The following is an 11,998-nucleotide window of genomic DNA, read 5'->3' as shown; positions in this document are numbered from 1 at the left end:
TTATTGAGGATGGGTGTCGGTCAAACACCCACCTGGCGGGCGGCCTTAACAACTCCCCAGTTGTTTTTATTTGCTAAGCACATGTCGCTCGCCGATATAATTTACACGTGGGCGGAACAAGCGATTGTTTGTATGCTGTTCAATAACATGCGCACATAAGCCTACTGTTCTAGAACTGAAAAAGATTGGCGTGTACAGTTGAATTGGAATGCCTAACATCCAATATACTGGAGCTGCATAATAATCTAGATTCGGATAGATTCCTTTTTCCTTCTCCATAATTTTCTCTCCAGCTTCACACATTTCATATAATGTATAATCACCTTTTACATCACATAACTGTTTTAAAGCTTCTTTCATCATGAGTGCTCTTGGATCCATCTTCTTCATGTAGACGCGATGTCCAAATCCCATGATTTTTTCTTTGTTATATAATTTTTTTTGCAGTAACTCTTCAAATTTCTCAACATTTCCAGCTTCTAACAGCATGTACATAACTGCTTCATTTGCACCGCCATGTAGGCTTCCTTTTAAGGATGCGACTGCTCCTGTTAAAGCACCATATAAGTCTGATTGCGTAGATGCGATAACGCGAGCTGTGAATGTAGAGTTTGGCATTTCATGTTCACTATATAAAACTAAAGAGCGGTCGAAGATTTTCTCTTCAAGCTCAGTCGGTTTTTTACCAGTTAACATATAGAAGAAATTCGCACTATACGATAACTCCTGAAGCGGCCCGATTGGCTCTTCATTGCTTAAAATATGATAACTGTTCGCAACAATATTTGGCACTTTGCTTAACAATTTATAACCACGACTTTTGTTCACTTCTAGCGAACGGTTTTCAATATCGTTATCATAACCAGCTAATGCTGATACACCTGTACGTAACCCATCCATCGGGTGCGTTTCTTTTGGCAATGCTTTTAAAACATTGAATACACCTTCTGGTACTTCATATTCTTCCTTCAATTTCTGTTCAAGTTTTTCCTTTTCATCCTCATTTGGTAGATGTTCTTCTAATAAAAGGTGCACAATGTCTAAATAACCTTTTGTCTTTGATAGTTCAATTAAGTCATATCCTTGAATAACAATTTCACCTTTTACCGTATCGAGAAACGAAATTTTCGTCTCCGCTGCGACTACACCATCTAATCCCGGGGAAAATTTTTCTTCAGCTTTCATTATCATTTCCTCCAATCCTAATAGATCTTCGTGCACATAACTGTAAGCCTTTACAACATTGTGAACTACATTTCTATTTCAATGTATCAGAGTTTTTAGAAGATTTCAATTTATTTTATAATGATAAGTTTCCTATACTTTTCCTGCTGTAATAAAATTGTTTTTTAAGAATAACATCTAAATTTTTTATCAAAAAGCCCGTTGTCCCTTCTTTTTCTTTTAAACCGAAATATATTGATTTTCAATAAAATTCCATATAAAGCTTATACAACAAACAATTTACTCCGTATATTTATTATCTTTTTTCAGCACACAAAAAAGCGAGTTGTACATATACACAACTCGCTCACACTTATTTTATATATCGATATTAATTAAATACAATTTTTATATAAAATATTTTCATTTTTAATAAAATTATTATTTTACATAGTTAAATTCAATTTCGTCCATTTTCTTATGATAACTTACTACTAAATCACAGTCCCGAAAATACCAAATATCGTCGGAATCGACAAAAAAAATTGAATGCCATCCTGTTCAACAGATGCGGCTATATCTTCTGACACCTCAAAAGCCACTCCTAAAGAATAACTAGGCTGAATGGTGCTATTATCTCCATATAAAAACTCATAAAAGGTATTATTTATTACAATCATATTGTATCTTTTTATATAGGGACTTCCTTCCGTAAATAGATGTGTTTTTATAAAAAAAGTCCACCATCTATAGTTGGAGTTAGTCTTTCGACTATTGAACTATTAAATAAGTTTATATTTTTTTTGAATATAATTATTGAAAGCGGCTCTTCATATTATAAGGTATCAAACAATAGGTGGTGAGAATTATAACGCATATTATTGATTTTCAAGCTATTCAGCCACGTAGTAAAACAAATGCAAGACAACCAATTCCAATTGACCATTCTCCAAAAAGAAATTCAGTTGCTCAGTTACGAGTAAATATTCCACGTAGAGACTCCCGTGACAACACAGTAGAATTAATCGCAACAGTTGGAGTTGAAGGAGTTACAAACATCGCTCAAATCGTATTTCGTATTTTCCGCCATCATACTGAGATTTTCAACACTCAAGTTGGGATCGAATCCACTGATTCAGAACAATTTTATGCTGTAACCTTCCAAGCAATTGACAAAGATCTAAGATCCGGAACTCATGTTTACACGCTTACTGTTGAAAATATGACTGCCGGTGCCGAAGCTGCAATAGTAGGTCCGGTTTCTTTTAGCGCGTTAGCTATTGGCAACGACCACGATTGCTGTTAATGAAACTACTACAATATCTAAATGTCTTTCTTGTTCTTTTTTATATACATTCTATACTCTGTAAAAATTCGCGTGCACATTTGCAGCTCGTGCAAGAATATACTGCTATATAATACGATTTAGGGGTGATTCTTTTATGTATTTATTTCCAACAAGAATTGCCGTTGTAGCCCCAGTTGCCTCTCCTTCTGTCCATTCTGTTCCCGTTCATACAGCAACTTCTGATGTTGGCATTGAACTCCCAGCAACTTGGCAGCAATATCAATTATCAGGTGGAGCAACACCTTCATTTTGGCATCACGGCACACCTCCTAGTGGCACTACCTATTATGGTCATCCTCCCCATTCTCCGTATCCACCTCTCCAGATTTTCTATCATTTCCCATCAATTTATTTTCAAAATTTTTATGGGACCTTCAACATTTGAACATATATATATATTCTTCCATTTCATATACAGTATTTTTATACATGATAGCATACAAAAAAACACCTAAGTTACCGATCGATCTCCGGTATCCTAGGTGTTTTCCATACACTTTTATATGATTGAAACTTTAAAAAACATTATATTTATTGACCACCATTTGGAGTTGCCTCTCCTTGACCATTTCCATTGCTCGGTTGTGTTGCATTTTCTTGGCCGTTTTCACCGCTTGGTGGAGTTGTATTCCCCTGGCCATTTCCGCTGCCTGGCGGGGTTGTATTCCCTTGGCCATTTCCACTGCCTGGTGGAGTTGTACTTCCTTGGCCGTTTCCACTGCCTGGTGGAGTTGTATTTCCTTGGCCGTTTCCATTGCTCGGCGGAGTTGTATTCCCTTGACCATTTCCATTGCTCGGCGGGGTTGTATTCCCTTGATCATTTCCATTGCTCGGCGGGGTTGTATTCCCTTGATCATTTCCACCTTGATTATTTGTTGCATTGTCTTCATTTTGTTTATTTTGATCATTATTTTGCTTATTTTCTTCATTTTGTTTTTGCTCTTGTTGTTTTTTATCTCCATCTGTTTGTTGCTGCTGTTCTTGCTGTTTATTTTGACCATCATTTTTCTGCTGTTCACTTGAGTTTGAATTTGACGTGCTCGGATTTGGAGAAGAATCTCGTTTTGCACCTTTCACACGTAATTCATCACCCTCTTGAACAACACTACTTGGCGCCTTAAAACGTGACGTATTTGTTCCAAATTTACTCATCATTTCTTTAAAAATCTGTTGTGCAATTTTCGTATTTTTGCTGCTTATATAATCTTCAGGACTATCTTTCATATATCCAGTCCAAACTGCCATTGTATACTGCGGTGTATAACCCGCAAACCAACTATCACGCGATGCACTAGATGGTATACCATATTTCGATATTTGTTCAGATGAATAGTTTGTTGTTCCTGTTTTACCTGCCACATCTAAAGAACTTACATTAGCTGCTGTACCAGTACCAGAACTCACAACAGAACGTAGCATATCTGTGATCATATATGCTGTATAATCTTCCATAACACGTTTCGATTTTGGTTCAAAACTTTGTGATTTCCCATCAGGATAAACCACTTTTTTAACAAAGTGTGGTTTTGTATATTTACCATCATTACCAAATGTAGCATATGCCCCTGCAATTTCAGTTGGCGATACTTCATTTGTACCAATTGCTGTTGACTCAACTGCATCTTTTTTAAATGGAATACCTAAGCTTTCTGCAAAGCTTTGTGCTTTACTTAATCCTACCTCTTTTGCTGTTTTAATTGCTGGTATGTTACGAGACCATTTAAGAGACTCACGCATTGTTATCATACCTTTATACGTTTTATCAGCATTTTGAACCTGTTGTCCTGTCGAATATTTATATGCTGAATCATCGAGTTGATGATAAGTTGGCCATTTTAAATATTCAATTGCTGGACCATAGTCAAAAATTGGCTTCATTGTTGAACCTGCTGAACGATCTAGTTCAATTGCCATATTATGCCCTTTGAATGTCGCTTTATTTTCACCACGTCCACTACCTATAGCGCGAATTTCTCCAGTTTTTGTATCCATAAATGTAAAAGCACCTTGGAATTTATCATTTGGATAACTAATAATATTTTTGTTTAAAAGATCATCAGCATATTTCTGCGCTTCTTGGTCTAAAGTTGTGTAAATAGATAACCCATCAGATCCAACGTTTGCATCTGGTAACTCTTTCTCTACTTCCTTCACAACAGCGTCTATAAATGCTGGATATGGCATTTCTGTAACTTCTTTAGGAGGAAGTAGTCCGTCGGTTACAGGGACCTTCGATGCTTCTTCCATTTGTTTTTTCGAAATATATCCATGTCGATTCATTAAATGTAAGACAACATTTCTACGCTCTGTTGCCCGCTCTACATTTTGCGGTTTTGTTGGATCATAAATACTAGGGCCTTTTGGTAGTCCTGCAAGCATCGCAGCCTGTGGTAAAGTTAAGTCCTTTAATTCTTTTCCATAATAGTTTTCAGCTGCTGTTGCAATACCATATGAGCGGTTCCCTAAATTAATCTTATTTAAATACATTTCTAATATTTCATGTTTTGAATATTGCTGTTCTAACTTATAAGCTAAAAATATTTCTTGTGCCTTACGCTTAGGGGTTTTATCCATAGACAAGAAATAGTTTTTAATAACCTGTTGGGTAATTGTACTTCCGCCTTGTGAGCCATAATTCCCAGTAAGGCTGACTAAAACAGCACGTGCAGTCCCTTTGAAGTCAACACCACTATGATCATAAAAACGTGCATCCTCTGTAGCTAAAAATGCATTTTCTATTAATTTAGGTACTTGATCATACGTAATATTTGTTCGTTTCTCTTTCCCATATTCATATATCAGCTTTTTATCTTTATCATAAATTTTTGCTGATAATGGATTGACAAGCTTTTCCTTTTCAAGTTTCGGAGCATCTTTTATCATAATGAAAAAAGTAGTTACTCCTCCTACGAGCGCCACGATTCCAAGTATTAAACATCCAATTAAAAATTTACGAAAAAACGATGTTTTACCTTTCGTTTTTTCTACATTAGCACTTGGTTGCTTTTTCTTTTGTACTTGTCTTCGCTCTTCTCGAGAGCGATAATTTTCTGACATCTTGCTTTCTCCTGCCTTTCAATTCTCCCGTTGATTTACACGAAAATGAAACCAACATCTTGATTTCACCTCAACAAATAAGCCTATATACTTTGGACAACTTTTTCCCCTCTATCTTTCTAATAATACTTACATGTAACACATATAATATAAGAGGTTGGCTTTCATTTTGCTTTTGGCATAAGTTAATTCGAAAATTTTAAACAGCAAAGTATAAAAAAACATATAACCTCGTATAAATAATATACTTTTTTTTCATTTGGTCAAACTTTTTTATTTGAAAAACTATTACTAGTAAATCAATAGTGCAATAAAAATATCACACCAATATGAATTTCGTGTGAACTCACAATAAACTAAGCGATCACAAAAAACAGTACTATATAAATACAAATTGAAAAACCGACATAAAACCTTTCTTTTTTAGGTAAAAGAGAGCATCCGGCCATGCATAGAAGCGATCAGACCCTCTTCCTACCCCATAGAAAATGAGTGCAGGCCACCCTTTGTTCTTCATAGCAGCGACTTATATGTCGGAAAATCAAAATGGATATATAATATGCAATGTATAGCATCTAAGTATTATAATTCTATAAATTAGCAGGATTTTCCTTTCTTAACAGCTAAACATATTGAAGAAGGGAGATGAACTAACATGACTTTATATCCAGTAATTTCTAAAAATTTAGTCGCTGTAGGTTATAATCCATCATCTATGATTTTACGAATTGAATTCAGAAATGGCACATATGATTTTTACGATGTACCAGAAAGTATATACACAGGATTACGAAACGCGCAATCCAAAAGCTATTATTATGACACCTATATTAGAAATTCCTATCGTCACACCAAAATTTAATCAGTAAGGTTCCTCATTCTCCTAACTTCTTTTCTTGCACTGACTTTCGAAGTAGTGATATTACTGTCTGCAAATAGCATGATAAATAGGAAGCAATTTATATCATTGTATAAATGATTATCTTATGTAAAACAAAAATGGTATTACATTGTTTATCGAATGTAATACCATTTTTAAAATTTAAATATAGCTTCCAATACTACTTGATCACTACTTGCTCCTCTTTAATCCAGCTGCTTTGTCCAATATCAATAGCACCCTCTTTTCTTGCCCAAACACGATAAGAACTTGAACCATCAATCAAACCTTTAAAATTTATACATTCAGGTTCTGCATAATAATTAATTCCATATCCAACGGGGTAGTTTGAATATGCATGGAACCACTCTACATCAAAGTGCTCTAATTTCACCCACTGTTTCTCGTTTCCTAATTTAATCATATCCTTATCTCCACCACCCCAATATCCTTCAAAAATTAGATACGGAATTTTATTTGTGATATGTCCAGTAAATATAGGCTCTTCAGGATTCTTATATAGATGAATTCCGTAACCTTCAGGGTATTTCGAAATAGCAATTCCAATACCTACTGGTTGTCCTAAATTGTCCTGCACCTGACTTGTACCATCTATAAACCATGAAAGTGACTTATCGCTAACTAAATAATTCAAATCAACTTTTCCTATCCCGTCAATATTTCCTGTTTCAGTATATTGCCATATATCACATGGATATGCTGGTTTATTACCACCATATCGCGGAATCCAAAGGAAATCCGCTCTCACCCCACTTAAACCATACTTATTATACATGTGATGACCTACGTACAATCCAACTTTCCAACTCGCAGCTTTACAAGTATCAATAAACGCTTGGGATGCTTCAGCTAACTGATCAGGACCACAACTTTTTAACGTATCATCTTCAACATCAAGAACAAGAAATTTAGCGTTAGCACTTACTCTTGCCATAAAATCTTTTGCTTCTACAATTGCATCTTTAACAGAAACATAACAACCATAAGCATATGCTGCATGTGAAATACCACGTTGTTCCAGATTCGTTACATAGCTTGTATACCGCTCATCAACTGTTCTCGAACCATACTGCACACGGCATATTGCAAGATCAATCTGAGGTGCTACCACATCCCAATCGATATTACCATTCCACTTAGAAATATCAATAATATGTTTGCCCATTATTCATCTCCTCCTTTTGTAATATCACATTTAAATACTTAGAGAAATACTTCAATCTCCCCTCCAACTTGTCCATATACTTGATCGATTCCGACAATATGAATATAGTAGGAATCGATTAAAATAGGTGTGTGTTTTGCCAGTTCGATTTAATACTTTATCGAACGCTAAAGTGAAACTTTAATCAGTGGGGAGCTTACTACCCGCGAATAGAGGGATAAATTAAATATTCAATCAGGATATAAAATGTTATATAACGCCCTATCATGACTCAGTTATATACCTTCTATAAAAACAATTTTCATCGTACACTTTTTAAGAAACAATCCTAAAAATTACTTACCACTATACTTGTAGTAGTAAGTATCTATACTAAACATTGGTAATATTCAATACAAACATTATCAATTAACTATATGAGTCAACTATGTTACATTAATACCACGGTTACTATTACCGTTAAATCCTTGCTCCCTTCAAGGATTTAACATACTCTCCTAATCCAATATGTATAAAAGAAAAAAAGAATCTGTAACAGATTCTTTTTTTCTCATGCTACAACTTAAAAGAGTTTAACAAGAACATATAAAGCATGACTCCCCAGCAAAAAGACCTTTAAATATAAAATTCTGCAAATAACCTATTCTCATTTGTTATACTTAATATGAGGAACGATTGTTACAATTTATATGCTAGCAGAAAACAAAGCAGATGATACAAATTCCTTTTTTCCAAACAAAGCTACAATTATAACAAATGATGGTGAACAAAAAGAAGCTCATCCGTTATTAAGTCAGCAAATTGGTGGTGAATTTACTGGCAAAGAAAAATAAGAAGGCAGTGTAGTCTTCCTTCTCGATGGTGATCCCGAAAAAATTAATCATTTAAAATTAGTATTTAAAGCACCACAAAATAAAGACTCTGTAACAATCGGTGAAGAAAAAACAATTGAATTTGATATGTAACACAAAAGCCGACTTTTTTAAATAAAAGTCGGCTTCCTTCAAAAAATAAGACTTTGTAATATGAGCTTTTAGACATACCACTTAATCTTTATTTCTATTATTGATTTTGTCATATGCTCTAATTTGTTTTTCAAGACGCCTATCTGCTTTTTTATCATTCACCACAAGAATCGCATGGATAACTCCTGGTACCCAAACAATCAATGTCAAAAAGAAGTTTATAATTGCTTGAAACGGTTTTTCGCAAAGTAGAACCGCAAGTGGTGGAAAAAGAATTGCTAATAAATACATCATTCTTATCAGCTCTCCTTATCATTTATTTGTTAATTTATCCCGCATCGACGGACAGTAACACTCCCACTTCAAAATTCAGCTAAAGCAAAGAGGTTATGTATGAACTATCCGTAAAGCCCCATTGATGCGGGCTAATAATCAAATGATAAAAAGCATCCTATTGGACCATCGCCATCAAGTTAAGAAAAGCAAATACCCCAAAACGAAGAAAATGAGTTGAACTCTCATAAATAACTGTAAAATAATAAAATTTTCGTTTTGGGGACACTTCAAAATATTAGCTTGATGGGTATGTATAGTGATCCCTATTATGTATTATGAAACATTACAATTTACTATCACGGGTACGTCGAGAGAAAAAGAAGTATAGCAATGGTGCTGAATTTGTGGTAGTATCACATCTCTTAGAACGACAATTTAAAGTATCAGCTCCCAATGAAAATGGTTTACTGATGTGACATACTTGACATTTGGAGAACGCATCTTGTATCTTTCCACCATCATGGATGCCTTTTAATCGTGAAATTATTAGTTGGGTGATAAGCTTTCAGATTTTAGTTAAAAAGAACTTCATTATTTTTGCAATAGAGTCTTATTGTAACCAGTCTTAGGAAGGGTGATTTGAAATCTCGTTTTCCCTTCGTCTGTATGTAAATAAATTTGGCCTCCGTGTTTCTCCACGATATGTTTTGAAATGGTTAAACCAAGACCTGTTCCCCCGTCGCTTTTTCTTGATTGATCTCCCCTAAAAAATGCTTCAAATACTTTTTCTTTTACCGCATAAGGAATGCCGATGCCATCATCGATGATATTGATATGTATCTTTTGAGTATCTTCAATTAGTGAAATAAGAATATTTGTTCCTTCTGGGTTGTATTTTAGGGCGTTGGACAGTACGTTAGAAACGGCACGATATAACAATGTATAGTTAAACAAAACGTATATTTTCTGAAAAGGGATTTCAAATTGAAAGTTAAATTGTTTTTCTTCAAACAGGCTATAATATTCTGCAGCTATTTCACGAATAAATCCACAAATATCCAATGTGTCAGTTGGAAATGGATAGTCAGGGCTTTCAAGTTTAGACAACTCAAAGACATCCTCAATTAATTCTGTAACGAGTCGTGCTTTTGTATGTATGGTATGTAAAGCTTGCTGTTTCCTCGCTTCCTCCTTAATAAGACCCAATTGTAGTGCTTCAACACAGCTCTGAATAGTTGTAATAGGAGTTTTTAAATCGTGAGAGATATGGACAAGCATGCGCTGCTTGCTTTTTTCTAATTGTTTTTTCTCAATTTCTGTTTTTTCTAGTTTTTCAGCCATTAGGTTAAAGTCATTCTGTATTTGCATTAATTCATAGTTGGATTTAAAACGAAGCCTTTTGTAGTAATAGCCATTTGTGATGTTTCTAATTCCATCAGCAATTGAGCGTAAAGGATTTGTTATTTTCATAGCCATCCAGCGGCTATATATATACATTAAGCCCGAATAAAAGGAGAAAAAGGACAAAGGTTTGAAGTAGCAATTTTGTAAAAGCTGTAATATGCTCTTTCGCTGCACTTGTTATCGAGAACTCTTTCTTTACATATGTTTTTGGAATCTTAACGAGACAATAAGCTGTTTTCCCGTCTTTCGTTTTAAATGGTGCTAGAGAAGAGTAGTACGGATTCTCCTCTTGGTCGTAAAAAAGGGTGTTTAATTCTTTTTCCGTATAGGCGGACGATTTATCTTGTTTTTTTCCTTTAACATAAATAACTTGCAGATTTTCATCGAGAATTTCTACCCAACCATCAAATGACTCAATTGCCTCAGAGGGGATGTCTGCATAGTTCTGTCGTACGATTTCAGTCGCTTTTAAATTAGACAACATAGTATTATCGAACTTCTGTATCATTTGAAAATTTAAAATGACCAGCAAGATAACGACAGTAATTCCAACGGTCAACGAGAAGAAAACATAAGTTTTAATTAAGGTGTTAAATATCTTATTTTTATCGCTCATTCAATTCTTCCTTTTTAGCAAATCGATAACCTAAGCCTCGTATAGTTTTTAAATAAACTGGATTTCTCGGATGATCTTCAATTTTTTCTCTCAATCTACTGATTTGAACCATAATAGTATTGTCATCCGAATAATAATGATCGGACCACACGTTCTCAAAGATTTGTTTTTTCGTAAAAATACGACCTGGCTCCCCCATAAATAGCTTCAATAATTTATACTCAAGGGCGCTAAGTTTAATTTCGTGTCCCCGCTTGTCAAGAATACAAGAGTGGTGATCCAACACTAGGTCATCAATACATGTTTGAGAACCCTCTTGATTAAGTGAGTCAGTATTAAAATCATATGTTCTTCGAAGTTGAGCTTGAGTTCGCGCTAATACCTCCAACAAGCTGAATGGTTTCGATATAAAATCATCTGCTCCTAGCCCTAGTCCCATAATTTTATCCATTTCTTGATTTTTGGCAGAAAGAATAATAATAGGCATTTTATATTCTTTCCGAACTATTTTAATCAATTCGTACCCATTAATATTCGGCATCATAATGTCAATAATAGCTAGATCAATTTTAAATTTCTGTATAAAATTTAAAGCTGATTTACCATCACGCGCTTCCAGTATCGAAAAGCCTTCCATTTCCAAAAAAAGTCTTAGTATCTCTATGATTTCAGGCTCATCATCAACGATTAAAATAGTTCTCACCATCTTCTCCCCCGTTTCTACTAGTTAAAATCTTGCTTAAAACTAACATTTCCCTTTTGTAAGATTATTGTAAGATAAATGACAGTTAAGGGAAAGATTAACATTGTAAGGTGGAGTTATCTTAAACGAAAGGCAACTGAAAAAACTTATAAAGAAATGCAAACTAAAAAAGCTAACTACCGAATAAATCTAGAAAACTTGAACATCATGATACTTGTATGTTAAGTGGCTTCCAGTTATGCATTTGATCAAAAAAGTAGGTGAACCAGCACGTGTAAAATCTGCTCAGTGCAAAAAGAATTTACCCCTAAGATGTTTAGATTCGTATCATAATCAAATCCTCGAATGTGAAAAATGAATGTTTCTATGTTTCTAGTGTACTAGAGTGGATGTTTTAAA

9 protein-coding genes and 3 pseudogenes are annotated in these 11,998 nt (G+C 34.5%); 5 read left to right on the top strand and 7 right to left on the bottom strand.

Going from position 1 to position 11,998, the window contains the following annotated elements; translation table 11 throughout:
* Positions 1–66 precede the first annotated feature (66 nt).
* Both mmgD and JDS96_RS32280 read right to left on the bottom strand, forming a co-directional pair.
* Positions 67–1,185, bottom strand: a complete 1,119-nt coding sequence (gene mmgD, locus JDS96_RS20790) for a citrate synthase (RefSeq protein ID WP_199667897.1) — start codon at positions 1,183–1,185, stop codon at positions 67–69.
* 420 nt (positions 1,186–1,605) lie between these two features.
* Positions 1,606–1,808: pseudogene (locus JDS96_RS32280) on the bottom strand (HesB/YadR/YfhF family protein); the annotation flags it as partial.
* Between the two features lie 224 nt (positions 1,809–2,032).
* On the opposite strand from JDS96_RS32280, the gene JDS96_RS20785 reads away from it, so the two are divergent.
* Positions 2,033–2,470, top strand: coding sequence for an exosporium protein C (locus JDS96_RS20785; protein ID WP_199667906.1), 438 nt, complete (start codon positions 2,033–2,035; stop codon positions 2,468–2,470).
* Positions 2,471–2,606: 136 nt separating this feature from the next.
* A complete protein-coding gene (locus JDS96_RS20780) occupies positions 2,607–2,897 on the top strand; it encodes a hypothetical protein (protein ID WP_003197573.1) in 291 nt (96 codons plus the stop codon).
* A 146-nt stretch (positions 2,898–3,043) separates the two neighbouring features.
* On the opposite strand, the gene JDS96_RS20775 is transcribed toward JDS96_RS20780, so the two are convergent.
* A complete protein-coding gene (locus JDS96_RS20775; protein ID WP_199667896.1) occupies positions 3,044–5,569 on the bottom strand; it encodes a transglycosylase domain-containing protein in 2,526 nt (841 codons plus the stop codon).
* A 655-nt stretch (positions 5,570–6,224) separates the two neighbouring features.
* Here JDS96_RS20775 and JDS96_RS20770 point away from each other — a divergent pair.
* Positions 6,225–6,431: a KTSC domain-containing protein gene (locus tag JDS96_RS20770; protein WP_018767192.1), complete on the top strand. Its 207-nt coding sequence runs from the start codon at positions 6,225–6,227 to the stop codon at positions 6,429–6,431.
* Positions 6,432–6,630: 199 nt separating this feature from the next.
* Here the strand turns inward: JDS96_RS20770 and JDS96_RS20765 are convergent, their stop codons facing one another.
* A complete protein-coding gene (locus JDS96_RS20765; RefSeq protein ID WP_199667895.1) occupies positions 6,631–7,635 on the bottom strand; it encodes a GH25 family lysozyme in 1,005 nt (334 codons plus the stop codon).
* A 689-nt stretch (positions 7,636–8,324) separates the two neighbouring features.
* Between JDS96_RS20765 and JDS96_RS20760 the strand changes: the two genes are divergently transcribed.
* Positions 8,325–8,468, top strand: coding sequence for a hypothetical protein (locus JDS96_RS20760; RefSeq protein ID WP_003197566.1), 144 nt, complete (start codon positions 8,325–8,327; stop codon positions 8,466–8,468).
* A gap of 213 nt (positions 8,469–8,681) precedes the next feature.
* Here the strand turns inward: JDS96_RS20760 and JDS96_RS20755 are convergent, their stop codons facing one another.
* Complete coding sequence (locus JDS96_RS20755; RefSeq protein ID WP_033797484.1) at positions 8,682–8,894, bottom strand: YqaE/Pmp3 family membrane protein; 213 nt, start codon at positions 8,892–8,894, stop codon at positions 8,682–8,684.
* 335 nt (positions 8,895–9,229) lie between these two features.
* Between JDS96_RS20755 and JDS96_RS20750 the strand changes: the two are divergent.
* Positions 9,230–9,439: pseudogene (locus JDS96_RS20750) on the top strand (IS3-like element ISBt2 family transposase); the annotation flags it as partial.
* Positions 9,440–9,467: 28 nt separating this feature from the next.
* Here JDS96_RS20750 and JDS96_RS20745 read toward each other — a convergent pair.
* Both JDS96_RS20745 and JDS96_RS20740 read right to left on the bottom strand, forming a co-directional pair.
* Positions 9,468–10,896: pseudogene (locus JDS96_RS20745) on the bottom strand (sensor histidine kinase).
* Positions 10,886–11,602 carry a response regulator transcription factor gene (locus JDS96_RS20740; RefSeq protein WP_199667894.1) on the bottom strand — a complete coding sequence of 239 codons (717 nt, stop codon included), beginning with the start codon at positions 11,600–11,602 and terminating at the stop codon, positions 10,886–10,888. Before JDS96_RS20740 ends, JDS96_RS20745 begins: the two are co-directional and overlap by 11 nt.
* Positions 11,603–11,998: the final 396 nt, after the last annotated feature.

The organism is Bacillus cereus group sp. N21 (genome assembly GCF_016483395.1).
In the GTDB taxonomy this organism is placed as follows: Bacteria; Bacillota; Bacilli; order Bacillales; family Bacillaceae_G; genus Bacillus_A; species Bacillus_A pseudomycoides.
This window is presented reverse-complemented; position numbering and strand designations above follow the sequence as displayed.